Below are 26,414 nucleotides of genomic sequence, written 5' to 3'. Positions count from 1 at the left end.
AATGACAAAAAAATTAACCTCATAAACTCCATTACACCAAGGTAATCTTGTCTTTTTCAATCAGGATCTTACGTTGCTTGTACAGTAAACTCAGTGCATTTTTGTAATTGCCTTTGCTTACGTTAAAGGCTTTGTAAATAGCATCGGGTTCGCTTTTGTCGGTGAGGAAGGAAACTCCGCCGCGCTTTTGCAAATCCGCGAGAATTTTTTCGGCAAGATCTTCTTTACTGTCGCGTGCGTGTTGTTGCAAGCTCAAATCAATTTTGCGATCGGCGCGAATGGCTTTAATAAAGCCTTTTACTTTTTCGCCGTAGAGTAGTGTGCGAAACGCATCATCGCGAAAAATCAAACCCAGGTGCGAGTTGTTGACAACTGCTTTGTAACCCATATCGCTGCGGCCACAAATAATTAAATCGACTGCTTGTTGTGCGCGCAGGCCACTGGCGCGCTCTTCTAAATGGCGGTTTAAACGCGATGAGGCGGTAATGCGGCCGGTGTATTCATCCAGATAAATACAAACTACATAGGAGCGGCCCACTTCCATGGGTTTATGTTGTTCGCTGTAAGGAACTAATAAATCTTTGGGTAAGCCCCAATCCAGGAATGCGCCGACTTGATTAACTTCTTTCACTTCCAGAAATGCGCATTCCCCGACAGTGGCGTGCGGGGTGAGCGTGGTGGCAATAATGCAATCGTCCGAATCCAGATAAATAAATACGTCCAGCTCATCGCCAATAGTCATGGCCTCGGTCACGTAACGTTTGGGCAATAAAATGTTGCCAAACTTGCCGCCATCCAGAAAAATGCCGAAGTCGGTGCGCTTGATAATTTTTAAACGATTGTGATCGCCTACCCGTAACATAGAAAACCTGCGGTGAAATTGTCGAATGTTGATAGCTATACAGACGCCTAGTCTATGCGCGCACTGCCACGATTGCCAGTTAAACCACGGGTTTTGCCGGGTTGCGGCCCTTTTTTATCTGATAGTTGATCTGATGAGTTGATGTGTTATGCAGGTATTTTCGTTTGCTTACGCCGGGCGTGAGTTTGTAGTCGCGGCAACGCCAGCGACCGGGGAAGAGTGGGTGAATGTAGATGGTGAACGAGTGTCCCATTTGCGCAATTTTAATCCAATCAGTGAGCACCGTTTTGATCTGCCGGATTTGGGTGAAGTGCGGGTTGGATTTCAATTAAATCTGGCTACTGCCAGTGTGATTTATCAACTGTGGGTGGGCGGTACCCAGGTGTTGGGGGCGCAAGCGCGTTTGCAGCTAGTGCGCGAGGACGAGGGCGCTGTTGCTACTGAAACGGCGGATGAAACTGTCGCTGCTGCTGCGCCTGCACCAGCACCGGTAAAAAATACCTCCTGGGTTTCCCTGGCACTGGTCGGATTTAAATTATTAAAAACCGTACAGGTTATTAAAGTCGCATTGCTTGCTGCATCGGTCGCTGTGTACAGCGTGATGTTTACCCTGGAGTTTGCCATCGCGTTAATTGCAGTATTGGTGTTCCATGAATATGGCCATTTGCGCGCGATGAAAAAATGTGGCCTGCCCACTAAAGGCATGTACTTGATTCCCTTTGTCGGTGGTTTGGCCGTGGGCGACATGCCCAAAAGCCGCTGGCAAGATGTGTATATCTCCATGATGGGCCCGGTGTTTGGGTTGGTAATGACACTGGTGTTTTACATTTTTTACCTGGTGACAGAAAGTCATTTTGCTGGACTGGTTGCCTCCACCAGCGCGCTGTTAAATTTATTCAATTTGATTCCGGTATATCCGCTGGATGGCGGGCGTGTAGTGAAATCGCTGGTATTTTCCGGGCGCAATTATTTGGCTCTGGTTGCACTGCTCGGTATTTCGGCGCTGTGTTTTGTGTTCGCATGGAAAATGGGTTTTTATTTCATCACCTTTTTTATTGTTATTGGGGTGGTCGATATTTTAGCCGGTTGGCGGGTAGGGCTTGCCGAAGATATCACTCCTCTCAATCGCTACGGCATCTGGTTTTCGGTGTTCTGGTATCTGGCGATCGTCGCGATGTTCCTGGGGATGATTGTGCTGATCGCACAGGATGCTTTGCCAGGATCAGAAATCGCCATGAAGGTTTTGGCATCTTAATTTGCAAAATATTTTTGCACCCTTAAAAAATCAGTGAAAAACAAATAGCCCATCGCAGTATGGGCTTTTTTATGCACCTAAATCAGCAGTTTTGTGTTTCTGATCTACACTGTGTGAAGGCTTAGGCCAGTCGATTGAGTGGTTAAGAAAATCGACTTCTTCCAATAATTAAGAAAAGGAAATGCTTATGCACGCGCACCCTGTTAGTTCATCTCGCTCTAACTCTTCATCTCATTTTTTTTCTTCCCGATTGGCTCCGTCTCGCAAAAATATTCTGGCCACGTTGATTGGGTTTTGTTGTGCCACCGGTTTTGCTGATTCTGCCGTGGCGCAAATAGGCAGCGCCAGTTTGGGTGGTGTGATTGAAACACGCGACCAACCATTGGCAGGTACCTCGGTCACACTGGTAAATACCGCTAATGGCTACAGTGCAAAAACCACAACCAAAGCCGATGGTAGCTATGTAATTACTGGTTTGGCACCCGGAGAGTATCGCCTGGAAGTTGCGGGTAAAAGTTTGCAGGGGCAGCAGCCAATTAATCTGCGTGTGGGTCAAAAAGTAAATTTAAATATCGACCTTGAACAACAAAATCCTGAGCAGCCAGTAGAGGAGCTGTTAGTGCTGGGAACTCAAGTGAATTACAACGTGGGCGGTGAGGTGGGTACCAATATTACCCTTGAGCAAATTGAAGCCCTGCCGCAAACCACGCGCAATTTTTTGGCGTTTGCCGACCTCGCGCCCGGTGTGCAATTTAATGAAGGGCAGGATGGCAGTACCAGTATTCAGGGCGGTGCGCAAAGCCCCAACGCCATCAATGTTTTTATCGATGGCGTAGGGCAAAAAAATTATGTGCTACGCGGTGGTATTAGCGGGCAGGATGCGAGCCGTGGCACGCCCTTTCCGCAGTCGGCTATTTCCGAATACAAGGTGATCACCCAAAACTATTCAGCAGAATATGATCAATTAAGCAGCGCGGCGATTGTTGCCGTGACTGCATCCGGTACCAATGAATTCAAGGGTGGATTTTTTTACGATTACTCTGATGAAGGTATGCGCGAGAAAAATCCCAATGAGCTTAATGCCCATAAAAAAGTACCCAGTCAGCAAATCCAATACGGCGCTAATGTTGGGGGTCCAATTATTCAGGATACGCTGCATTTTTTCCTCGCCTATGAAGGTAAAAGCAATAGTGACCCGCGCGAGGTTATTGTCGGCTCAGGTTACGATGCCAATAAATTGCCTGAGGGAATTCGTGCGCAATTGGGTGGAGTTGCTGCCGATTTTGAAGAGGATTTAATTTTCGGTAAGTTGAGTTATGTCGTTAACGATGAGCAAAAAATTGAACTCACGGCCAAGTATCGCGATGAAACTGAATTGACCGGTATTGGCGGTCAGAATGTATTGGATTTTGGCACCGATAAAAATAATGAAGAAAGTCGCTGGGTGCTCAGCCACAACTGGCGTACTGAAAATTGGGTCAATGATTTTCGTTTTACCTACGAGGATTACACCTTTAATCCGCGCCCACATACGTTGGGTAACGGAACTATTTTATTAAACGCGGCAGATCGCACGGTATTGAATACTGGAGCAGGGCGGGATTTTCAAAAGAAAAGTCAATCGGGCTGGGGTTTGCAGGAGGATTTCACCTATCTTTCACTGGACGACCATCAAATTAAAACCGGCTTTAAATACAAAGCAATTGAATTATCGTCGGCGGAGCAGCAGCCCTATAACCCGCAGTATAAATACAATATCGATTATTCCTGGACACAACCCTATCGCGTTGAATGGGGTGCACCTCTGGCCAATATTGGCGATGGCACCGCGCAGAGCGACAATCAACAAATTGGTATTTACATTCAGGATGACTGGAGCGCGACTGAGCGTTTAACGATTAATGCCGGTGTGCGTTGGGATTATGAAAAATCGGATTCCTATCTGGATTATCAAACGCCGGATGCGGTAGTGACTGCACTGCGCAATTGGCCGAATCTGAAAAACTCCAATATCAATATCGACGATTACATTAGTACAGGTCGTAACCGCGATAGCTTTACTGGCGCATGGCAACCGCGTGTGGGTTTTAGCTATGACATAGGCAGTGACTACAACCTGGTTGCATTCGGTGGGGCGGGGCGCGCCTATGACCGCAACTTGTTTGATAATTTGCAATTGGAGAGAACCAAAGCCACCTTCCCAACTTACAGCATAAATTTTGATTCGGAAGATCCACAACACAATTGTGATCCTGCTGTAGAGTCCAATTGCGTCGCCTGGAATCCAAAATATTTAACGCGTGAAGGATTGGAGGAATTGCTTTACTCCAATACGGGCGGTGGTCGCGAAGTCTTTATGGTGAACAATGATTTAAAAACGCCTTACTCGGATCAATTCAGCTTGGGGTTGCGTGGTACCTTGGGGGATTGGGATTCTGAAATCAGTTTATCGCACATAAAAAGCCACGACGGGTTTGTGTGGATGCTGCTAAATCGCCGCCCGGATGGTAGCTTTTTTGAGTCGGGTGCCAGTTGGGGGCAGCCCTGGGGGTTCGGTATTCCCGGCTACAGTAACGGCTTGATTGGAATGAATGGTTTGGAATCCGAAGCGGATTCACTCTATATCAAACTCGATAAGCCCAAAGCGGATGATTTTTGGGGAATGACCATTGCCTATACCTATACCGACGCGCAGGAGAATCGTAAAGCCGGCGAAGTATTCGCGTTGGATTACCCGAGTATGGATGATTACACATGGTTCGATTCTGTCTCGGTACCTGAGCATCGTTTGGTGATTGCTGCGTTGTTTGATTTGCCGGGCGGCGTGGATTTTTCGGCGAAATTAAATCTGGAAAGTGTAAAAACTTATATGGGAACCGATTGCCGCGCGGGTTGGAACGCCTGTAAATACAACACTTTCAAACCCGAGAGCGATGGCTTTATTGGTTATAAACAGTTAGATATCGCGTTTAGCAAACAAATCCCGACGAATTCAATTGCTGATGGCAGTACTTTGAATTTGCGTCTGGACGTGCTCAATTTGACCAATGCCGTAAACCACGGTGGCTATCAAGATTGGTTTGGTGGTGCGGGCGAAGGCTTGCCAGCCAATTTCGCACAACCTAACGGCACGTTTGCTGGTCCACCTATGACGATCAAACTGGGTGTTAACTGGAATTGGTAAGGAACTTCAAAGCAAAAAAATCCCCGGATTTCCGGGGATTTTTTTATCTGTTGTTTTGTAGTTACAAAAACGGGTCATCTTCATCGGCGGGAAAGTAACGCTCAGCGGTAATAACTGCGGGTTTTATTTTATGCGCGAGTAGGTCATCAACATCCTGATTCACTTTGGTAACCAGCTGTAAGGCTTGATCCCGATCCAACGATTCCAGCAATGCATTTCCCCAGATGGATACGTGGCGCAAATAAATGGTACGGGTGTCCGATTTTTTGGCCCATTCTGCGGATACCTGACGGCCAATACGATCTACTTTATCTTTAATTTCTTTGGCTTCGCTTGGACTTTCAATTTGACTAAGTAGCTCATTGGTCATCTTGGTCCAACCGCGTCCGTATAGCTCCCAGCCATTGTAAAAGCGCACAATCCAGGTCATGTATTCCTGTTGAGTCTGGATTTTTTTATTAACCTCATCGGCCTCAAAGGCTTTCACAAAGTAGGCGCGTGGGGGCATGGTTGCCGGCCAGTTTTCGTCACGTGCCATTTTTTGGGTGCTACAGGCAAATAAGCTGGAGGTTAACGCAAGTAATGCCAGCAAACGAAAGATCGGTGCGGTGTTCTGCATAGGTTAATACGAACTCTGGGTAGCTAGGTTTGAGATAAGTGTGGCGCAGGTTTGTTGCAATAGTATAAAAGCAGCGATGTTTAGAATACAGGGGCTTTTGTGCGCGGTTTCAGAATATTCTGTTGTAGCACCGGCAGGTTTTGCCCGCCGGTGTGTATAAGTTAACCAGTGATTTAGCGTTCGCGGCCGCCGCGAATTTCGCTGCGATCATTGGATTGGCGGCTCTCACGAGCGCCACCGTTATCGCGAAATCTTTCAACGCGCTCGGCACGCGGCTCAAAACGCGGTTGCTCACTGCGCTCAATTCTTGGTTGTTCAGTGCGTTCAATTCTGGGCTGTTCGCTACGTTCGAATCTGGGCTGTTCGCTACGCTCAATACGTGGTTGTTCAGTTCTTTGTACGGATGCATTGGGACGCTCAATACGTTGTATCTGGCGTTCCTCGCGCTGGATTTGTGGGCGTTCCTGCTGGAATCTATCCGCACGTGGAGTTTGGGTGCGCTCAATTCTGTCTCTGTTCAAACGCTCCTGGAGATGGCTTTCTTGATTGCTTGATTGGCGCTCCTGCGTGCGATTTTCTGTGTTGTTCATTCGTTCATTGTTAGTGCTTTCATTACGGCGCTCAGTGCGATTGTTCATCCGTTCACGCAATTGATCCGCGCGCGGTTGTGCCCGCTCAGTACCGGTAATGCGATTGCTGGGCGTAGTTATCTGACCAGCCTGGCGACGCTCCAGGCGCTGTTGGAATTCATCAGAGCGATTCTGGCGTTGGTCGCGCGCCTGGTTGGGAGCGATATTGGGATTGGTGCGGTTGGCCCGATCTTCACTACGCCACTGGGTGCGGTCATTGCCACGCGCATTTTCTCTATGGCCTGCATCGCCACGAACATTATCTCCACGAACATTGTCGCCTCGTAAGTTAGCGCGGTAGGATTGCGAATCACGGAAACTTTCGCGCGGGCTATTAAAACGTTCGCGGGTGTGGTTGTCGTAGTAGGCAACGCCGCGTCTGTGCACTGGATTGTGGTTCCAGCGAGTGGCATCTACGTGGCGAACTACGCTGCGACTATCGTAAAAACGATGACCGTGGTGATGGTGATGATCGACCACGTAGACACGGCGATCGCGCCAGTGACAGCCACTAAAATAGAAGCGCGGGCCGATATAAACACGTGGCCCCCAGTAGAAGCCGGACACAAATACGTAGCTGCTGGGGTAATGCCAGTACACGGGCGGATAGTCTGGCCACCACCAGTTGCCGTAAACCACGCGGGTATCGTAGGCGGGTACGTAAACAACTCGCTCAACGCTGGGCTCGATCACAATGGTTTTTTCTTCGCGAATCACACGCACCTGCTCAACTTTATCCAGGTGGCCGGAGGCATAGGCGCGGTTGCGCAGCTTTTGCACGCTGTCCATCACGCCCTCTTCATCGGCGAGGAAGGCATCGCCCAACTGTTGGGTCCACTCCAGATCTTCGCTCATGCGACGCAATACCTCGGGGAAAGCAACCAGCGCCTTCACACTAGGGTCCCAATCGCGGTTTTCTACCGCGTTGACTGCTTCATCGCCTTTGTAGCGGGTATTGTTGCGCGCCCAACGGTCGGCTTCGACCACTTCCAGTGGATAAGTAGACGCAATTAGAACGTGGGATAGAACGGTATCCGGGTAGAGCGCGATGGGCGCAAGCAGCGAGTCCAGTTGCGCGTCACTAAAGCTGGCTTGAGCTGCAGTAGTGCTATAACTGGGTCGATCTACCGCCTGGGTCGTAGTGCAGCCAACCATCAGGGGTAATAACAGGCCGATGGTTAACGCAAGTTTGCCGGGGCGTTGCAGTAACTGGCTCATGATCTTCTCGCTCGCTGTGCGCGTGTTGGGTGTTAGTTTGATCTATATATAGGCGCCGGGCGCTTAATGCTGGCTGAACTGATTCTATCCTCGACGGATTTTGCCAATTCCATCTTGCTTGACTAATCGGGAGCCGCCCCGATAATGGCGCACTTCCTCCCAAATCGACCTATAACCCGGGAATTACGAATGATTGACGTCAATTTTCAGTTGAAAGGCAGCGCTATTACGGTAGTTGTGCTGGCCATTATCCGCTACGAACCCAAAAGTCTGGTGGATGAGCTGAAAGAAAAAATTGCCCAGGCGCCCCAGTTCTTTGTGAACTCCCCAGTGCTAATCAATCTGGATCGTCTGGAGAACCCCGAAGCCCTGAAAAAAGTAGGGGATTTGCTGACAATTTGCCGCGAACTGGATTTACAACCACTAGGTTTTAGCGGCGTACCTGAGGTATTGTTAGCGCCAGTCAACAAGACCGGTTTAGCGGTACTACCGACCCCGAACGAACGTGCGCTCAAGTTGCCAAAACAAGAGGCAGCCCCCAGTGTTGAGAGGGTGGTTGAAACCGTTGTAGAAACCGTGATTGAAGAGCGGGTTGTTGTTGAAGAGCGAATTGTCCAGCGCCAGAGCAAGGTGATTACCCGCCCGGTACGGTCCGGTCAGCAAATCTACGCTGAAGGAGCGGATTTGATTGTGCTGGCACAAGTAAGCGAAGGTGCTGAAGTACTGGCCGATGGCCATATCCATGTCTACGGCACCCTGCGTGGCAGAGCGCTTGCTGGAGTGCGCGGCGATGAAACTGCGCGTATTTTTTGCCAGCAGCTGGAAGCGGAGTTGGTATCTGTCGCGGGCAACTTTGTACTGCAGGATTCTCTGCCCAAAGAATTATTGAAAAAACCAACACAAATTTCCCTGCAAGGTGAAAAAGTGGTGGTGGAAGCCTTAGTAAGTAATTAATCGATTGTCAGATCGACGATCAAGCAGTACCGCAGAATAATGTTGTTGTATTGCAAACTCATGTCATTAAAAAATTTGCTATTTAAAGGAGCCCTCCCTTGGCCAAGATTATTGTTGTCACTTCCGGTAAAGGCGGTGTTGGTAAAACCACTTCAAGCGCAGCGATCAGCACCGGTTTGGCCATGCGCGGTCACAAAACAGTGGTTATCGATTTTGACGTGGGCCTGCGTAACCTGGATTTGATCATGGGCTGCGAGCGCCGTGTGGTTTACGATTTCGTAAACGTAATTAAAGGCGAAGCCACCCTGAACCAGGCGATGATCAAAGACAAACGCACTGAAGGTTTGTATGTATTGCCTGCATCACAAACTCGCGATAAAGATGCATTGACCCGCGATGGTGTAGAAAATGTTATCAATGAACTTTCTAAAGATTTTGATTACATAGTGTGTGATTCACCTGCGGGTATCGAGCAGGGCGCATTGATGGCTTTGTACTTTGCTGACATCGCCATTGTAGTGACCAACCCGGAAGTATCTTCGGTGCGCGACTCGGATCGTATCCTCGGTATTCTGCAAAGCAAGTCGCGTCGCGCTGAGCAAAACCTGGAGCCGATCAAAGAGCATTTGTTGTTGACTCGTTACAACCCGACGCGCGTAGACGCGGGTGAAATGTTGAGCGTGAACGATGTGGAAGAAATTCTGGCAATTCCATTGCTAGGGGTAATTCCTGAATCAGAAGCGGTACTGAAAGCGTCTAACCAGGGTGCTCCGGTGATTCTGGATGAAGCAACCACTGCAGGCCAGGCGTATAACGATGCGGTAGATCGTCTGCTCGGCAAAGATATTCCTCACCGCTTCCTGGAAGCGGAAAAGAAAAGTTTCCTCAAACGTTTGTTGGGGGTGTAAAGCGTGAGCATTCTGGATTTTTTAATCAAAAAGCGCGCGCCTTCCTCGGCCTCGGTGGCCAAGGAGCGCTTGCAAATTATCGTTGCGCACGAGCGCAATAAACGCAATCTGAGTCAGCCGGATTTTCTGCCGCAAATGCAACAGGAAATTATCGCGGTGATTCGTAAGTACATTCACATTGAATCGGATCAGGTTTCAGTTAATCTCGACAACTCTGATAACTGTTCGGTGTTGGAGTTGAATATTACTCTGCCGGATTAATCGGTGTGATCGCCGGATGCTTGAGTAATAAACATTGCAGTAGCAAAAAAGGGATGCACCGCCTGGTGCGTCCCTTTTTTATTCAACTGTAAGAGTCGTGGCTGAAATTACAGAGTTTAATGGGTTGATGGACATTCATGTGCAGCATAAGCCTGCGGATCACTTGGTGGTATTCGATTTCGAAACCACGGGGCTTTCGCCAGATATGGGCGATAGGGCCATTGAAATAGGGGCGGTGCTGATTGAAAACGGGCGGATTACTGATCGCTTCCAGCAACTAATGAACCCGGGTATACGTATCCCACTATTTATCGAAAACCTCACTGGCATCACCAACGCCATGGTAAAAGGCGCGCGCAAGAATGCGGATGTGATGGGTGAATTCTATGAATTTATTGCCGGGCATAATCTGGTTGCACACAATGCCAGTTTTGATGAGCGCTTTCTGCGTGCGGAATTTCGCCGGATTAAAAAACATTTTTCCGGCGGTATTGCGTGCAGTTTGCTAGCCGCGCGCCGTATTTTTCAATTGGCTCCCAATCATCAATTGGCAACCTTAGCTAGTTATAAGGATTTGCCCAATGAAGGTATTTATCACCGTGCATTAGCTGATGCGGAAGTGACTGCGCATTTATGGTTAAGTATGTTGGGCGAACTGCGCGAGCATCATCGGCAGGAGTCACCTACATTTGATTTTATGTATCGCTTGACCAAAACTCCCAAGCATCAGTTACGAAAGTTTTATCTACAAACCACTGCCAAGGAATCCAACTGAAATGCAGCGACAACCATCATTCAAACTTTTCATTTTATGTCTGGCAGTGTTGTTACTCGCCAGCTGCGGTACTTTGATTAAGCCAAAAGTGAAAACCGGTTTAATTCAGTTGGAAAAAGGTTCCTACAAACTGGATCCGTCTCATGTGGCGGTACTATTTAAAATTAACCACATGGGGCTCTCCACCTTTGTGGGACGCTTTAATAAAGTGGATGCCAGCCTGGAGTTTGACCCAATGAATATTGCTGCCGCGAAACTTTCGGCGGTTATCGATATTGCAAGCGTCGATGTTAATAATGCTGATTTGGAAGAAACCTTGCGTGGTAGCAGCTGGTTTGATACTGAAAAATATCCGCAAGCATTTTTTAAAACGACTAGTGTAAAAGTTATCGATGAAAACACCGCCGAGTTTAGTGGTGATTTAAACTTGCATGGTGTAACTGCCCCTATCAATTTGAAAATTCACTTCAATGGCGGCGGTAACAATATGCTCACCGGCTCCTATACCTTGGGTTTTAGTGCGACGTCATCAATCAACCGTTCTACTTTCGGCATGGATTATTTAGTGCCCGCTATTGCCGATCAGGTGGATCTCGAAGTATTTGCCGAATTTCAACAACAATAGATCTCGCTATTAAGGAGTTGTTATGTCTGAGCGTTTTTTGATTGGTGGTAATGGACAGCACACCGTGCAATTAAATTTGCGCATGGCCAATCGTCACGGACTAATTGCCGGTGCAACGGGTACTGGTAAAACGGTGAGCCTGCAGGTATTGGCCGAAGGGTTTGCCAAAGCCGGTGTGCCGGTGTTTATGGCGGATATTAAAGGCGATCTTTCCGGGTTGGCCAAAGCGGGTAAGCCACATCCCAAAGTGGATGAGCGTGTGCAATTAATGCAAATCAGTGATTACCAGCAGCGCGTGTTTCCTTGTGTTTTCTGGGATCTGTACGCAAAAAATGGCCACCCGGTGCGCGCCACTATTTCGGATTTTGGCCCCTTGCTGCTGGCGAATTTTTTTGATCTGAATGAAACGCAAACCGCTGTGCTTTACGCGGCTTTTAAAATTGCCGACGACCAGGGCATGTTGTTGCTTGATTTAAAAGACCTGCAGGCCATGCTCAATTGGATGAAGGACGAACGCAAAACGCTGGAGGATGAATACGGTGGAATCAGCGAAGCGAGCATAGCGGCGATTCAACGCCGATTGATGATGCTGGACCAGGAAGGTGCCGATAACTTTTTTGGTGAACCGGCATTGGATTTAAACCACTTAATGCAAACGACCCTGGAAGGTACCGGTGTAATTAATATTCTGGATGCAACCACGCTGGTGAATCAACCAAAGCTCTACGCCATCTTTCTTCTTTGGCTGGTCTCCGAATTGTTTGAAAATTTACCAGAACAGGGCGATGCCGATAAGCCAAAGTTGGTATTCTTTTTCGATGAGGCGCATTTGCTGTTTAACGGTGCTCCTAAGTTGTTGGTGGATAAAATCGAACAGGTGGTGCGCTTAATTCGCTCCAAAGGCGTGGGTATTTATTTTATTTCACAAAGTCCGGCTGATATTCCCGATAACGTTCTTGGGCAGCTTGGCAATCGTATTCAACATGCGCTGCGCGCGTTTACGCCCAAAGACCAGCAAGCGGTAAAAGTGGCTGCGCAAACCTTCCGCCCTAATCCCGCGTTTTCAACCGAGGGTGTGATCACTGAATTGGGAATTGGTGAAGCGCTAGTATCGGTATTGGATGATAAGGGATCGCCCACACCGGTAGAACGTGTGTTTATCGCACCGCCTGCATCGCGCATTGGGCCGCTAACGACTGAAGAGCGAGTTGAAGTAATGAATCGCTCACCGTATAAAACTATTTATAACCAAATGATTGATCGCGAATCAGCTTATGAAGTTTTGAAAGCACGCGTTACCCAGCAACAACATACAGAACAGCAGCAAAAAGTGCAGGAACAATTGCGTGTAGAGCAGGAGCGTATTTTCAAAGAGCAGCAAAAACAACAGCAACAAATCCAGCGAGAGCAAGCGCGTGCACAACAGCAAGCAGAGCGCGGTGGTGCGCGGCGTGAGTCTGCAGCAGAAGCGCTGGCAAAAAGCGCAGCGCGTGCTATAGGTAGCAATTTGGGGCGTCAAATTGTGCGTGGCATTCTCGGTTCCTTGTTGGGTGGTCGCCGTTAGGTGATGTAATTTGTATGCTGGTAATCCTTGTCTATAGTCAATAACACGAAGGAGGCGAACAGAAAACAGGCGTAAGTAATTTAAGTGTCAGGCTGCGGCCAGGACGTGCAGCCCGACATGAAAATGTTGGGAATACAGCATGAAAAAAATTACGACGCTCGGCCTGATTTTGTTTCACTTTCTGATTCTTATTGCCGCCAGTGGAATTTCCATGGCGGCAAATGTTAATCCTGTCTACCTCGCGCAAGGTTGGGATGATAAAACCCGCCAGCAAATGTATTACACCTCGTTTGGCTCCCGCTTTATTCCCTACGATTGGTTTCTGCTGTTGGAGCAAACAGGCTCCACTGAACTATTGCGCAGCCCTGAGCATATGACTGCCCTGGGTTTTGTTCCCGGTGCAATCAGTGAATTGAATCCAGATGGTTTGCCCGTTGGGCTAGTGCGCGATAGCGATAAACAGCAGGGCGATTATCTCGGTTTAACCTGCACGGCTTGCCATACGGGGCAGGTAAGTGTGCAAGGACAAACAATTTATATCGATGGTAGTCAGGCATTAATTGACTTCACGCGTTTTGAACACTCAGTGCTGGATTCATTAAAATCTACTGTTGCGGATGCAGAAAAATTTGCGCGCTTTTTCTTGTCGATAATTGAAAAAAATCCTTCAGTAACCGCCGCTTCTCTCAAACAACAAATGACCACACGTATTGCCGAGTTGGAGCAGCGCTTCACGGCGAATGCTACCGATGTTCCTTATGGTAAAGGCCGTCTGGATGCATTCGGCCAAATTTTTAATGCGATTGCAGTAGAAGCATTACAGTTACCGGAAAACGCTCGCGCACCTGATGCCCCCGCCAGTTACCCGGTGTTGTGGGACGCATCCCATCTCGATGTAGTGCAGTGGAATGCATCGGCACCTAATCAGGAACCGGGGCCATTATTTCAAAATGCAATTACGGTGCTGGCCGTGTACGGCACTGTGTCTGTGCCTAAAAATAAATTGACCTATCACTCGTCCATTCGCATCAGCAACCTGGGCGATTTGCAGAGCGGCTTTTACAAATTAACCGCACCCAAATGGCCCGTTGAGTATGCCGGGCAATTGGACGCAGAAAAAATAGCACGCGGTAAATCGCTGTATGAACAGCATTGCGCGCGGTGCCACACCTATGTCGACGCGAGCGATGTAAAGCGCAAGTTGCGCGCGGTATTAACGTCGGTAGCTGATGTGGGTACTGATCCGTTAATAGTCGATAATTTTGCAAATCGCCGCGTAAAAGCGGGTGTGTTGGAAGGCGACCGAGTACTTCTGGTTGCGGGCGATGCTCTCGCTGTGGAAGCAAAGCCCATAGATTTGGTGACTCATGTTGCTGCCGGTGCCTTGGTTAATCAGCCCTGGCAATCGCTCAAAGCAATTATTAACGAGCGTGAGTCCCGCTACCCAAAACCGGAGCAACAAAATGATCGCGTCTACAAAGCGCGCCCTATTAATGGCGTGTGGGCATCGGCGCCTTATCTCCACAATGGCTCGGTACCGACGATTTACGATTTACTATTGCCCGCCGTACAACGCCCCGCAATTTTTTATGTGGGTAATATTGAATTGGATGTTGTTAAGGTAGGGTATCTGACAACTGAAACTCCCAATGCCACGCTATTTAATACCCACCTGCGCGGTAATTCCAACGCGGGCCATGAGTACGGCACTCAATTGAGTGATGAGCAGCGCTGGGATTTGGTGGAATATATAAAAAGTCTTTAGTGGCGTTTGAAAAAATAAATGTCTACATCGTGCATAGTGGATGGGAAAATCTATTTTGGGGTTACTCGTAAAGCTCCCCGCACAAATCCAGATAAGTTAAATACAACCGCAAATCAAATTCATACTGATGGTAGTTGGGTTCCATATGGCAGCACAGTTGGTAAAAGGCTTTGTTGTGTTCCTTTTCACGAAAATGGGCAAGCTCGTGCACGACAATCATTTTTAAAAATGCTTCTGGTGCATTGCGAAAGACGCTGGCGATTTTAATTTCATTTTGGGTTTTGAGTTTGCTGCCTTGCACACGGGTGATGTAGTGGTGTTGCCCTAACGCATGCTGGATCACCTTTATTTTTCCATCGTAGGCAACCCGGCTGAGCGGTTGGGCTTTGCTCATGAATTCGCTTTTCAGTGTCTGGGTATAGGTATAGAGCGCATTATCCGTACGAATGCTATGGGTATTCGGATAGCGCCTTAACAACACCTCTGCTAAACGACCTTCATTAATAAGAACGTCCACTTGTTGCAGTGTTTGCGGTGAATAGCCGGTCAGGTATTGAAGGTGTTTCATTGGAAGTAGGTAATCGATAGATCGCAAATTGGGGACGCGCATTATAGGCAGAGGAATTTGCTTCTCCTACCTGGGAGTTTGTAATTTCTGGGCGAGCGCTGCATTTTTTGCATTATCTTAGGGCGATTGTGCCTTCTGGTGAGGCGATGTCTACGTTGTCATACGCTAAATGTGTCGCTCCCTTTTACATTCACAGGTAAATTTGGAGCTTTCATCAAAGAAAACCACCTTCGCGAGTCGTTGCCTATTTTCTGGCTTGAATTATGCAGATAGGGATTTAACCAGTAGTAAATCGCATGGAGGTAATCAATGAATAGTCACCATGTTTCTCCCTTGGCAATGGGGTCCCAACATCTATCCGGTCAACCGCCGGTCATTCGTTTTCATCATTCAAAAATACTTGCATTATTCCGTGCATTAGACAGCGCGCTTATTGTTGCGCTGCTTTGGGTGGGAGTGCACTTTTTTTCCCTTGAGTGGAGTAATTTCCATACCGCATTTGCACTATGCGCGGTAATTATCTTTGGTTTTTTTGCCGAGACGAATGAAGTTTATTATTTGTGGCGCGGCGACTCCATGATGAAACTTTCGTTGCAATTATTGTTGGCTTGGTTCGCTACCTCGGTGTTTATTATGTTTGCCGCGTTGCTCGCTTATTCGCCCAACAAGGAGGGATTCTTTGCAATAGCCCTTTGGGTGTTGGCGACCCCCGCCGCGATGGTAGCTATGCATATTGGCCGGAGAGTTTTTTTGGCCAAGCTGAGAGCCAATCCAACGGAGCCGCGACGGGTGGCAATTGTTGGTGCTAACGACTTAGGTTTGCGCCTGATCAATTCCATTCAAAGCATGCCTTGGATGGGCTACAAAATAATGGGCTTTTACGATGACCGGGCAGCCAGCAATGATGTTGATCGTCGCTTGGTGGGGCAGCACATTGATGTGAAAGGCGGTCTTGAACAACTGTATGCCGATGCTCACGATGGTAAATTGGACATTGTATTTATTACCTTGCCGATGCGAGCAGAATTGCGCATGCATGCTGTGATTGATCGGCTGGCAGATACTACGGTATCCCCTTATTTGATTCCCGATGTTTTTAATTTCGATCTTCTCCATTCGCGGCTGACTTGCTTGCAGGGAATTCCCGCGCTGAGTATTTATGATTCACCGCTGGTGGATAATGGCTGGGCCAAACGTCTGGAAGATTTTGTGCTGGGATCACTAATGCTACTTGGGCTTTCAATTCCCATGTTGGTGATTGCTGCAGGTGTAAAAATCACGTCCAAAGGCCCTGTGTTTTTTAAGCAAACTCGCTATGGATTGGGCGGCGATCCGATCAAGGTCTGGAAATTCCGTTCCATGAGTGTATGCGAAGATGGGCCTAACGTTGCCCAAGCAAAAAAATCAGATCCGCGTGTAACGCCCTTTGGAAATTTTTTACGCCGCACGTCGCTGGATGAGCTGCCGCAATTGTTTAACGTGATTTCTGGCAGCATGTCGTTGGTGGGGCCTCGCCCGCATGCTGTTGCGCATAACGAATATTACCGCGGACAAATTAAAGGCTATATGCTGCGTCATAAAGTTAAACCGGGCATTACCGGTTTGGCGCAAGTGAATGGCTTTCGCGGTGAAACAGAGACGTTGGATAAAATGTCCGGCCGCATTGCTTATGACTTGGAATACATTCGTCACTGGTCACTTTTGCTGGACCTAAAAATATTGTGGCAAACCATCTTTAAAGGATTTGTTGGCCAGCAGGCTTACTAATGGTTGGTGAGTACAAATTGGACAAGCGCGAAAAAAGTAAAGCGCCTTTTTTATGGCTTGTCAGTGTGGTCGCGGCGGGTAGTTTGCATGCCCAAACCCGACAGCCGGAGGAAGGGTTCGCGATAGTTGCTGGGGCTCAATATTCGGCAGACAGCAACTTTTCGCGTACTGCTGAAGCCAGTGATGAGCAAATTGCGCGCGCGCTAGTGGGGTTAGGTTTTAATAGAACCGTATCTGCGCAGCAATTTGCTTTCAAAGTTTCTACCAGCCAATACCGCTACGCGGAACGCGATTATCTTGACGAAAGCGCCTGGGATGGAAGCGCAAGTTGGCGTAGCCATTTTAGTCATAGTTTGGGTAGTGCGTTTAGCATCGAGCGCACTGAAGCGCCGGTCGATCAATTGGAGTTTACCGGACTCGATCTGGTGGCGAAGGAGGATGCCAATGCCCGTCTGCTTTTCGGTGAAAGCCAACGATTGGGATTGGTGGTTGGTGCCCATCAATTACGCCAGTCCCATTCGAATAGTGACCGTCAGTATCTGGACTTTGAAGACCAGGATTTATTTGCTGAACTGCGTTATCGTGCGCCCGGCACATCTCAACTCAGTCTGCGGTATCGAACGGGTGAACGCAACTATGAGTTTCCTGCGTTATTGGCGCAGGATCTGAATTTTGATTATCACCAATGGGAAATTGAAACAGGTTGGAAGTTAACTGCGCGCTCTGAGTTGACCGGAGTAGCAGGTTATTTTGAGCGTGAGGGTGCTACTAATGATGACGAAGGTGCTTTAGCGGGTTTGACTTGGACCTGGCAGACAACTGCAAAGCTGGCGACCGAAATTGCTTATAGTTTGAATCAGCCTGCGCTCGGGGAATCAACTGATTCTCCACTTGAAATAAATAACTCTTCAATTACCTTTCGCTGGAAGTTATCGACCAAGCTACAGTGGAGCGCTAGTGGCAGCTACACCGAGTTTGAGTATGATAACCCTGAATCTGAATCGCCCCGGATTGAGCGCAATATCGCGGTTACTCCAGTAGCGCTTGAGTGGGAACTGTCGGATAGTGTTCGCCTGCGATTGGTCGGTCAATGGGTGGAACGACGCTCTCCGATAGTGGCGCGTGATTATGAGGGCCATTTAATTACAGGCGGATTGGCACTGGTGTTTTAAGTGTATCTCCTGAGTTCTTATATAGTCCGAGTTTTTCCAGCGCAAATTGATATTTATTAGCTGCAATACAATCCCGCATTTGTTGCGCGCACAATTTTCCTTTGCTTGACGCCAACGCCGAATCCAGAAATATTTTTTTCAGCCATTGCGCGGCTGCATTCGCATCGGCTTCGGCCCAATGCGCATTAGTCAATCCGTTAAACTCGGGGTGCGCCGAACACACCGCTTGCGCGTGATAAGGGACCAGAAAACTGTTGTCCTGATTGCAAAAATCCATGTTGCCAGACCAGGCGGTTACGAGTGTGGGAGTATCTAAAAGCATTGCCTCGGCGATAGTAAGGCCGAACCCCTCCGAGCGGTGTAAAGATGCATAGATGTCCGATGTGTGCAGTAGCCCCAAAATATCGGCGCGGCTCCAGTTTTGATCGATCAGTTGAATGTTTGGATGTAGGGACATCAATGCCAGTAATTGTTGTTTTTCAGTAGAATCGGCTCCGCTGTTTGCTTTCAGTATGAGATAGGCGCGGTCATCGGGGCTAAACGCTTGTGTAAAAGCGTGAACCAGCGCCTGCGGATTTTTGCGCTCCATTGCACTGCCAAAGCTAAAAATGTTGCTAATTAAAAATGCATCCTCATCGATACCCAGGCGGCCCCTGATACCCGCAGTTGGTGCGTCGGTCGCAACCGGGTGGGTAACTGTTAAAACGGGAATACGCGTATAGCCTTGAATAACATTAGTCGTGAATGTTGAAGGTGTGAATATCGCATTCATATAATTCAGAGCATTCACCCATTCGCGCGGGATAATTTCCAGCTCCCAAGCCCAATAACCTATGTTGTAGGTTTGACGAAATTTTTTTATCCCCATTTGTAAGATTGCCGTTGGCAACATGGGGGGGTTCAAATGGAAAATGCGGCATTGACAATCGCGTTCCAGATCATTGGCTGGCCAGTGCCACGCAATTTCTACGGGTTTGCGAAACCAATCTTCAACGCTGACACATTTCACCCGGTAGCCATCGGCAGCTAGTTGCTGTGCACATAACCGGGCGGATTCACCTATACCAGAAATACTTTGAAAGAAGCCAATAACTTCAATGACCGGCTTTTCTTCTTCAGGAAACTGCGCATTACTTTTGGGAATTAGTCGATGCAACAGGTGGGCCCGTAATTGCCGATAGACAGTGCGCGCAAGCTTGTTCAGAAATGGCTTCATAAGTTATCCAAATCGCTTAGTGAAATCTGCACCATTGCTGAATGCGTAGCAAATGGGGTGATATTTTTGCAGGTGCGATACTAAGTGCTTCCTGTAAAAAGTTTTTTGCTTCGGGTCTAAAAACCAGCAGGCTAAGTATTAAATAGCTAAACGCTCCGGTTGCTGCCGTAGATAATATTTGTATTGTTAACGGCCAATCTCGCAAATGACTTTTTACGACCAGGCAGATGCCTAACATTGTTGCTGAGGCAATATAGCTTGGAAATATAGTTTTCATAATCACGGTGTACGAACAACCAAAATGGTATTGAAAAATAACCAACCCTAGTAGCGCCGAAAAATACATAGAAACCAAATACGCGAGTGCGGCGAAGGTGAGCCCTTTTTGTACCCAGAAATATCCCAGGAGCATAGTGACCAGCAATAGGCACAGGGTCGTGGCTAGAACCCACAGTGTATGTCCTTGCGCGGTAAGCACAGCGTTAACCTGGAAACGGATCAGCAGTGGTGCTGAGCCAATCGCAATCAGGCTCATCAATTCTCCACTCGCACGCCATTTATCACCAAACACGAGTACGATAAATTCTGGCGCTATCGCGGCGGTGCCAAAAAATATTGGTACTATGATGAAGCTGCTCATACGCATTATGCGCAAGCAGGAATTCGCTCGCGCTGTTACATCTTGCAGGCGCGCGAACGCAGGTAAAGCGGTTTGCTCAAGTGGGCGCACTATGATGTCCTGCAGAATAAACAGAGCGCGCCCACCTATTCGATAGGTTCCCAGCGCCGCTGGGCCCAGTAAGAAACCTACGATAAATTCCAATACTGAATTGCATAACGTGTTGATTAACTGGGCCAGCATAAGTGGTGAGGAAAACCTCATTGCACTTTTCGCTTCTGACCAGCTGAAAGTAAAACTGGGCCACCAACGCGCGCTAACTAACGTAATAACTGTTACCAGTATTTGACCGCTTAACTGTTGTCCGACCAGCGACCATACTCCGTATCCTTGTAGTGCCATTAGCACGCCTGTCACACCTGAAATAAAACTGGCACTGATACTGCGCAATGCAATCGCTTTGAAGGAAAATTCCCGGCGTAATTTTCCTTCATGAACAACCTTGATTCCCTCGAGTAGAAAAATAATTAACATTGCTTGTAATATGGGCGCCGCAGCCGGGTCATAAAAGTGTTCAGTAACCGGAATGCCAAATAACCAGATCAGTGCGATAAATACTAAGGCGTAGACTATGTTGAGAAAAAAGCAGGTAGATGCATACACCTGACTCCAGTCTTCACGCTTGACTATCGCCTGGGATATGCCGCCATTTAAGATAACTTTTCCAGCTTCAACGACCAAAATTGCAAATACGGCCAAGCCAATCTCTGATGGCGAGAGTATTCGCGAAATAATGATAAACACCAGAAAGCTGACAATACTCATGCTGCTTGCAGCAAGGCTCATCCAGGCAGTGCTATTACCTAATTGCTGTTTTAAACCCATATCGATGGTTCACTTATAATGTCAGTGCAGACTTTTTCCTTGTCGCAAACATAACTGTAAAAACACCGCGATATCGAGTGTATAGCGGCGTAATAATCTGCCCGGCTCCAGGCATAAACGATAAAACCATTCCAGACGCAGTTTTTGGATCGTTTTCGGTGCACGCGGTTTTTCGCCGGCCAGAAAATCCAGCAAGGCACCAACACCGATCAGTACTTTGGTGTTTAATCGCTGCCGATGCTTGAGAATCCAATGTTCTTGATTAGGATTGCCCATGGCAATTAACACTACATTGGCACCACTGGAATTAATCGCGTCGATTAACACCTCAGCATCGCTTGCCTCGTCGTATCCGTTGCGATAACCCACAACCTCAATCTGCAAATCCGTTTGTAAATGTTGCGCCGCTTTCATGGCGATTCCCGGTTTTGCGCCAACCAAAAAAACCTTGGCGTCTTTGCCCAGATGCTGCAAAAACAAGGGTGTGAAATCTGTACCGTTTAAGTTTTCGCGGAATTTCTTTCGATGAATTAACCAGGTTGCAATATCAATGCCTACGCCGTCATTCACGATAATGGTATTGCTGTTGGCCAGTTCATTTTTTAACGCTTGGCATTGCACAATAAAATTAGTATTGGCAAACAGTAAGGTGGTCTGCTGGTGCTCCATATTGTCGCGCAGCTGACGGGACAGATCTTTGCTGCTGGTCGAATGAATGAAAAAACCGCCCAGTGGAATAAGTTCAAAAGATTCATTGCTCATCACGCAAATACCTCCGTATCACTAAATTTATGTGGCGCCAACATTCGTTCAGTCACTTGTTGCCAATTGAGGACGGTGTGTTTGTTGATAACCGTACTCGGCGACAACGCGCGCGTAATAGCGGCGACGATTGATTCTTCGTTGCCAATGTCATAGCCAAAACGATTGGTGTAATCCGCCGCAATATAGTGAGGGCAAATCGCGGGCAGACCAAAAAATGCGTATTGCGTCAGTTTGAGCGATGTATCGCGCAGATACGCTGGCAGATTTACGCTGGAGTAGGGCGCTATACCCAAGGTGGCGTGCTTGATGTACGGCAAGGTTTGGTTGAATGGCATTTCACCGTAAACACTGACATTACTACCATAGTCAGGGTGCCGCGGGTGGCAGGAACCAATGATGTGGAAATGAATTTGCGGAAAACGTCGGGACGCAATGACAAAAAATTCGGGGTCAAACAGCATCGAGCCGACTGATATTGCATGTATGCCTTCGGTGTAGGGTGACGGATTCGCTTTTTCAGCAATCTCCGGATCTATTCCCTGTGGAGCAAAAACCAGATTATGCGTTGAGGGGATGGTATCGGCGAGTGCTTTGGACGGCAGGACGATAGTGTCAATTTTTTTAGCAATGCGGTTGAATGTTCTACTGACATAAGCGGCGACATCAATGGTGTCCAGTGCATCAGAAGCGCGGTAAATAACTTTGGCTTTGGGATTCAGCCGTTTGATTAAATCAAAAAAAATCGGTGCTACGCCGCTTTCAATAATGATTACATCCGAGTCTGCGATCCAATCGCGCAACACGCTGTTCAGCCCATAGCTGTACAGGTGATACATCAAAGATTCAAAAGGCCTTACACGGATGGGGTGGATTAAGGTTTTCCACAAATAACATTCCACGCCTTCATAAAACACAATTTTATTGGCCTGCTCGTCTAGCGAAATTCGAGGGTCGTGTTTATAGCGCGATAAAAAACTGTAACGCAGGGAAAAAAAACGTGTGCATCCCAGCTTGGCTAATTCCGCGGCGATAAAATGCATGCCGGCTTTCCGTGGCGAACGATAATCATGCGCTGACAACAATAAAAATTTTGGTCGGGTGGACGCCGGCTTAGTCGCGTCCAACGGCATATTTAATTCTATGGCAGCAGTGGGTAGGGACATAGGTTGCTCCTTCATTTTACATTCGACTTGACGCTGGATTTAGCGCTGGACTTGATGCTTGTTTTGGTGCTGGACCGGGTAGTGGACTTGGCACTGGATTGCTTGCGGGAAGTAGTCGCTACGGCTTTGAGCGCGCTAGGAGCCAGCGGCGGACTTAAGGAGTGGCTTTCCGGGCGATAAAAATAAGCTTGCAGGGGGATCCATTGTGGCGATAGCGTCTGGTTAGCTCCGCTGAGTGCGAAATGGTAATTACCCCACCAGCGGCCAGCGGCCCAGTATGTCCAGCCGCGCCAAGGTGGCGCCTGCGTTAGTTCCAACAGGCGCGCCAGGGTTGCAATACATTCTGTCGTAGCCGGTACCCCGAACTCCCCCAGGAACAACTGTTGGTTGTATTGAATCGCCCATGCACTAATGCGTTCAAATTTGCTGTTGAATTCATCGGCAGGCCTACAACCAGTTCCAGTGGCTTCGGTATGGGTGCCGGAATAATCTTTGTCGGTGTATTGATGGACTTCGAGCAGGGTGCGTTTGAGTGGATCGACCAGATCATCAAACTCAGTGGCATTGCTCGCTGTTAGCCCTGCAAACCAATCGTGCACACCGCTCCAGCGCCCGCCACCAATAAAAATCAGGTTGGATGATTCAGCGGCGCGCAGCGCTGCCAGGGTCTGTTTCGATAACGCTGCCCAATCTGCGAGCGGCATATTGGCAGGTTCATTCATCAAGCCAAAAATCGTTTGGGTCGGGTCGTCAAACTCTTTGGCTACTTTTAACCAAAAATCAACAAAGCCTTCATCCAACGGACCTTTGTCGCCCAGCTTACTGCGGTAGTAGGCGGCGAAATTATGCAGATCCAGCAGTACGCAAAGCCCTTGGGCGTTGGCACTGGCAACTGTATTACGCATGCGTCCCAGTTCGGCGCTATCCAGTGGGCCCTTGAGGGTGGGTTGCAGGCGTTCCCAACGAAATGGGAAACGTATGATATTGGCGCCCTGTTGGGCAAAAAACGCCAGGTCGGTTGCGAGCGGGTAGGTGTAATCCTTGTAGGGAGTACCTGGTAGGCTTTTCAAGTTGAATTCAGCCCCGGCTACGTTTACGCCCGTGAGGCGCGCCTGATCGAGGCAGTTCGCCATAGTATTTGAACCCAGTCCGGCAAGGGCGCCGAACAGTGCACTAAAGCCAGCTGATTTAACTGCATTGCTGGAGGTCATGGCTGAGGCTCCTCTGCAGTAGTTAGTTGACGGTAAAGCGATAGGTAGTGATCGGCGACGGCTGGCCAGGCGTAGCGGACGGAGAAGTTCCGTGCGCTGGCTTTACGTTCGCGATAGGCGGCATCGCCTTGCTGATGGAGCTGCAAAAGCTGTGCTATTGCCCCACTTATTTGAGTATCAGGGTCAAAACAGTATCCCAGGTTCGATTCGTCTATCAGGCGCTTGAACGGGGGGATATCGCTGAGTATCGGTGTAAGGCCTGCGCTCATGGCTTCAATAGGCGCTATTCCAAACCCTTCATGGCGAGAAAGGCACAAGAAATAGCTGGATTGGCGAATCAAGGAGCGAATCTGGTCGTCAGCGGGATTCGCAGCAAGTGTTACCAGGTGGCTAAGGTCCAGGGTCTGTACGCGATCCGCCAGATCGCTGAGGCTGTGGTCGTACTCGCGCCCGGCAATTATCAAACGCCATTCAGGGCGTAGCTTCTGCAACTGGGCAAACATATCCAACGCGGTGAACAACCCCTTATTTGAAGACCAGCGGCCAAAATAAATCAGCGTGGGCGTCAAGTGTTCAGCGGCTTGCCCGGCGTACTTTTCTACATCCACGCCGTTCTCTATGACCTGTAGTTGGCTGGGCTGGGTAATTCGTTGAAACATATCGCCATCGTTGGTGCTGGTTGCTACGACTTTGCTATAGGCCAACGCCGAGAGGCGGGAAACGCTTTTGAAGTAGAGCTGCTTGGCGCGCGAGGCAAAGCTGGTGTGAAAAAAGCCACCGTGCGTAGAGAGCAAGAGCGGGCGCTTGTGGAGCCACTTGGTCAGGGCAAGAAAGTCGTAGAAAAAATCGACACCGTGTACATGGACTACATCGGTGTCACGTAAATACTTGAAGACCCCGGGGCAGATCGGATATCGACTGGAACCGCGATAGGGCAGGCGAATAACCTCGATACCGTCAATCAGTTCACGCTCGGGCAATAATTCAGTGGAATTACGAAACAGGCGATTCAAGGTAATGATGCGCGTAATGCCCTGCTCACTATTGGTCTGGTGGCGGGCGATATTGCGTACCACTTCTTCCATTCCGCCAATGGAGGGCAAATATTGGCGCACTACATGAGTGACTTTGAGAGGGCTGGCGCTAGTCATGGTCATGGCTCCTTGTCAAATTGGCGGGATGGGCAGGTTGTTGCAAGCTGGAACCCAGTAGAAACCAGAGCATCGCAGCACTCTTCAAAGCGAAGAAGGAGAAGCCGCTGATACACAACAGCAGAGATAGGTAAATTGCGGCGAGCGCTCTAAAGCGAAGGCTGGTTTCATTGGGTGTGGGAAGTAGCCAATAGCAAGCCCATAGCAGTAGGCATAACGGAAGGCTGTAAGTATTGAACAGATGAGCGTAGCCAACGTCCGCATAAAAGACGCCGTTGCTCACTCCCAGCAGGCTGGCCAGGTCAAAATCCAGCAGCACTTTGCCGCTGAATTCCAAGCGGCCATGAAAGTCATCGCTGGACATTTCGAAAACCGGCCCGGTAGCAATGCTCCCTAAATACAGCAGGCAAAGCATGGCGATAAATGGGACTAATGCCGCGCAATTTAATGCTGTCCCATGCGCTAATACTCTTACAGCTACCATCAGCCCGAGCGCTGCCATGGCGAAGCGGGAGTCGGACAACACCATCAGGAATACGGCGGAACCCAAAAAAAACAGCATGTCTCGCCGTTGAGCCCAAGGTTTACTTAACCCCCATACACCACAGAGGACGGCGAAGTTGCCTAGCGAAACCGGCTCAAGGAATACCGAGGAAACTCTGTGATCCCCCAATAGTCCGGGGAGGAATGTGCGTCCTATACCCTCTGGGCGAGTCCCGTTTAACTGCAGTTTGCTTTCGCGTACATAGTCGGTAATGGGTTGTAGATTCCCGGTATTGACGTAGTAACTGAAAATATTGAAAAAATTGGTGTAAATATCCAGAAACAGTAATTCAAAAAGCCCGAGCAGACTGACCATCACGATGGCAGATTTGAAGGCTCTGTCTGCCAGCGTGACGTTACCCAGATTACAGCCCATCCAGAAGAAAATGATCGGAATTAATAAATCGCGAAAGGCTTTGGCGTTGAGCTGATTATTCACCAGCGCGAGGATGCACAAGATCGCTGCTATCACGCACGCCAACGTGATTGTGCCGGGCAGCAGGCGTTTGATAAGGAAAGGCACGCAGGCCAGTAAGATCAGAAATTCACTGACCCCGATTAGCGCCCGCGACACAGGTATTGCCAACGTATTAATCAGGCACAAAAGTGCCTGGTAACCAATGCAGCCGAGCAGTATGGCGACGGCCAAGCGTTGTTCCCAATGGTTTTGGCGAGCGGAAGCCAAGTAATGGGGTTCTGGGACTGCGTTCGTTGCGGTTAGGTAAGTCATGTATC

At 48.6% G+C, this 26,414-nt stretch carries 22 protein-coding genes; 11 read left to right on the top strand and 11 right to left on the bottom strand.

What is annotated here, in order from left to right:
* Positions 1-31: 31 nt before the first annotated feature.
* Positions 32-862: a S1 RNA-binding domain-containing protein gene (locus tag D0C16_RS09465; protein WP_151032089.1), complete on the bottom strand. Its 831-nt coding sequence runs from the start codon at positions 860-862 to the stop codon at positions 32-34.
* Positions 863-1,010: 148 nt separating this feature from the next.
* On the opposite strand from D0C16_RS09465, the gene D0C16_RS09460 reads away from it, so the two are divergent.
* Together D0C16_RS09460 and D0C16_RS09455 are read left to right on the top strand one after the other, a co-directional pair.
* Positions 1,011-2,117, top strand: a complete 1,107-nt coding sequence (locus D0C16_RS09460; RefSeq protein WP_151032088.1) for a site-2 protease family protein — start codon at positions 1,011-1,013, stop codon at positions 2,115-2,117.
* 187 nt (positions 2,118-2,304) lie between these two features.
* Positions 2,305-5,301: a TonB-dependent receptor gene (locus D0C16_RS09455; RefSeq protein WP_191968680.1), complete on the top strand. Its 2,997-nt coding sequence runs from the start codon at positions 2,305-2,307 to the stop codon at positions 5,299-5,301.
* A 61-nt stretch (positions 5,302-5,362) separates the two neighbouring features.
* On the opposite strand, the gene D0C16_RS09450 is transcribed toward D0C16_RS09455, so the two are convergent.
* Both D0C16_RS09450 and D0C16_RS09445 read right to left on the bottom strand, forming a co-directional pair.
* Positions 5,363-5,920, bottom strand: a complete 558-nt coding sequence (locus D0C16_RS09450; RefSeq protein WP_151032086.1) for a hypothetical protein — start codon at positions 5,918-5,920, stop codon at positions 5,363-5,365.
* Positions 5,921-6,093: 173 nt separating this feature from the next.
* Complete coding sequence (locus D0C16_RS09445; protein WP_225318969.1) at positions 6,094-7,767, bottom strand: DUF3300 domain-containing protein; 1,674 nt, start codon at positions 7,765-7,767, stop codon at positions 6,094-6,096.
* A gap of 189 nt (positions 7,768-7,956) precedes the next feature.
* On the opposite strand from D0C16_RS09445, the gene minC reads away from it, so the two are divergent.
* The 7 genes from minC to D0C16_RS09410 all read left to right on the top strand — a co-directional run bounded on the left by minC (position 7,957) and on the right by D0C16_RS09410 (position 14,619).
* On the top strand, positions 7,957-8,721 hold the full coding sequence (gene minC / locus D0C16_RS09440; protein WP_151032083.1) for a septum site-determining protein MinC: 765 nt from the start codon (positions 7,957-7,959) through the stop codon (positions 8,719-8,721).
* 98 nt (positions 8,722-8,819) lie between these two features.
* On the top strand, positions 8,820-9,629 hold the full coding sequence (gene minD, locus D0C16_RS09435; protein ID WP_151032082.1) for a septum site-determining protein MinD: 810 nt from the start codon (positions 8,820-8,822) through the stop codon (positions 9,627-9,629).
* Positions 9,630-9,632: 3 nt separating this feature from the next.
* Complete coding sequence (minE, locus tag D0C16_RS09430) at positions 9,633-9,890, top strand: cell division topological specificity factor MinE (protein ID WP_151032081.1); 258 nt, start codon at positions 9,633-9,635, stop codon at positions 9,888-9,890.
* Positions 9,891-9,987: 97 nt separating this feature from the next.
* Positions 9,988-10,665: a PolC-type DNA polymerase III gene (locus D0C16_RS09425; RefSeq protein ID WP_225318968.1), complete on the top strand. Its 678-nt coding sequence runs from the start codon at positions 9,988-9,990 to the stop codon at positions 10,663-10,665.
* Between the two features lies 1 nt (position 10,666).
* Positions 10,667-11,290 carry a YceI family protein gene (locus tag D0C16_RS09420; RefSeq protein ID WP_151032079.1) on the top strand — a complete coding sequence of 208 codons (624 nt, stop codon included), beginning with the start codon at positions 10,667-10,669 and terminating at the stop codon, positions 11,288-11,290.
* Positions 11,291-11,312: 22 nt separating this feature from the next.
* Positions 11,313-12,854 (top strand): helicase HerA-like domain-containing protein, encoded by a 1,542-nt coding sequence (locus D0C16_RS09415; RefSeq protein WP_151032078.1) that lies wholly within the window; start codon positions 11,313-11,315, stop codon positions 12,852-12,854.
* A 139-nt stretch (positions 12,855-12,993) separates the two neighbouring features.
* Positions 12,994-14,619, top strand: coding sequence for a di-heme-cytochrome C peroxidase (locus D0C16_RS09410; RefSeq protein WP_151032077.1), 1,626 nt, complete (start codon positions 12,994-12,996; stop codon positions 14,617-14,619).
* A 61-nt stretch (positions 14,620-14,680) separates the two neighbouring features.
* Here the strand turns inward: D0C16_RS09410 and D0C16_RS09405 are convergent, their stop codons facing one another.
* Entirely contained in the window at positions 14,681-15,187 is a 507-nt protein-coding gene (locus D0C16_RS09405) for a M48 family metallopeptidase (RefSeq protein WP_151032076.1), read from the bottom strand.
* A gap of 309 nt (positions 15,188-15,496) precedes the next feature.
* On the opposite strand from D0C16_RS09405, the gene D0C16_RS09400 reads away from it, so the two are divergent.
* Together D0C16_RS09400 and D0C16_RS09395 are read left to right on the top strand one after the other, a co-directional pair.
* Positions 15,497-16,954: an undecaprenyl-phosphate glucose phosphotransferase gene (locus D0C16_RS09400; RefSeq protein WP_225318967.1), complete on the top strand. Its 1,458-nt coding sequence runs from the start codon at positions 15,497-15,499 to the stop codon at positions 16,952-16,954.
* Entirely contained in the window at positions 16,954-18,126 is a 1,173-nt protein-coding gene (locus D0C16_RS09395) for a hypothetical protein (RefSeq protein WP_151032074.1), read from the top strand. Before D0C16_RS09400 ends, D0C16_RS09395 begins: the two co-directional genes overlap by 1 nt.
* On the opposite strand, the gene D0C16_RS09390 is transcribed toward D0C16_RS09395, so the two are convergent.
* The 7 genes from D0C16_RS09390 to D0C16_RS09360 are packed head-to-tail and all read right to left on the bottom strand — an operon-like array spanning position 18,098 to position 26,409.
* A complete protein-coding gene (locus tag D0C16_RS09390) occupies positions 18,098-19,342 on the bottom strand; it encodes a glycosyltransferase family 4 protein (RefSeq protein ID WP_151032073.1) in 1,245 nt (414 codons plus the stop codon). The two genes, D0C16_RS09395 and D0C16_RS09390, sit on opposite strands and share 29 nt — an antisense overlap.
* A 16-nt stretch (positions 19,343-19,358) precedes the next feature.
* Positions 19,359-20,846 (bottom strand): lipopolysaccharide biosynthesis protein, encoded by a 1,488-nt coding sequence (locus tag D0C16_RS09385; RefSeq protein WP_151032072.1) that lies wholly within the window; start codon positions 20,844-20,846, stop codon positions 19,359-19,361.
* A 21-nt stretch (positions 20,847-20,867) separates the two neighbouring features.
* Complete coding sequence (locus D0C16_RS09380; protein WP_151032071.1) at positions 20,868-21,608, bottom strand: WecB/TagA/CpsF family glycosyltransferase; 741 nt, start codon at positions 21,606-21,608, stop codon at positions 20,868-20,870.
* Positions 21,608-22,774 (bottom strand): glycosyltransferase family 1 protein, encoded by a 1,167-nt coding sequence (locus tag D0C16_RS09375; RefSeq protein WP_225318966.1) that lies wholly within the window; start codon positions 22,772-22,774, stop codon positions 21,608-21,610. The genes D0C16_RS09380 and D0C16_RS09375 overlap by 1 nt, the downstream gene beginning before the upstream one ends.
* Positions 22,775-22,785: 11 nt before the next feature.
* A complete protein-coding gene (locus D0C16_RS09370) occupies positions 22,786-23,985 on the bottom strand; it encodes a glycoside hydrolase family 5 protein (protein WP_151032070.1) in 1,200 nt (399 codons plus the stop codon).
* On the bottom strand, positions 23,982-25,136 hold the full coding sequence (locus D0C16_RS09365) for a glycosyltransferase family 4 protein (RefSeq protein WP_151032069.1): 1,155 nt from the start codon (positions 25,134-25,136) through the stop codon (positions 23,982-23,984). The genes D0C16_RS09370 and D0C16_RS09365 overlap by 4 nt, the downstream gene beginning before the upstream one ends.
* Complete coding sequence (locus D0C16_RS09360) at positions 25,129-26,409, bottom strand: polysaccharide biosynthesis protein GumE (protein ID WP_151032068.1); 1,281 nt, start codon at positions 26,407-26,409, stop codon at positions 25,129-25,131. Before D0C16_RS09360 ends, D0C16_RS09365 begins: the two co-directional genes overlap by 8 nt.
* Positions 26,410-26,414 lie beyond the last annotated feature (5 nt).

Source organism: Cellvibrio sp. KY-GH-1, from assembly GCF_008806975.1.
Classification (GTDB): domain Bacteria; phylum Pseudomonadota; class Gammaproteobacteria; order Pseudomonadales; family Cellvibrionaceae; genus Cellvibrio.
This window is presented reverse-complemented; position numbering and strand designations above follow the sequence as displayed.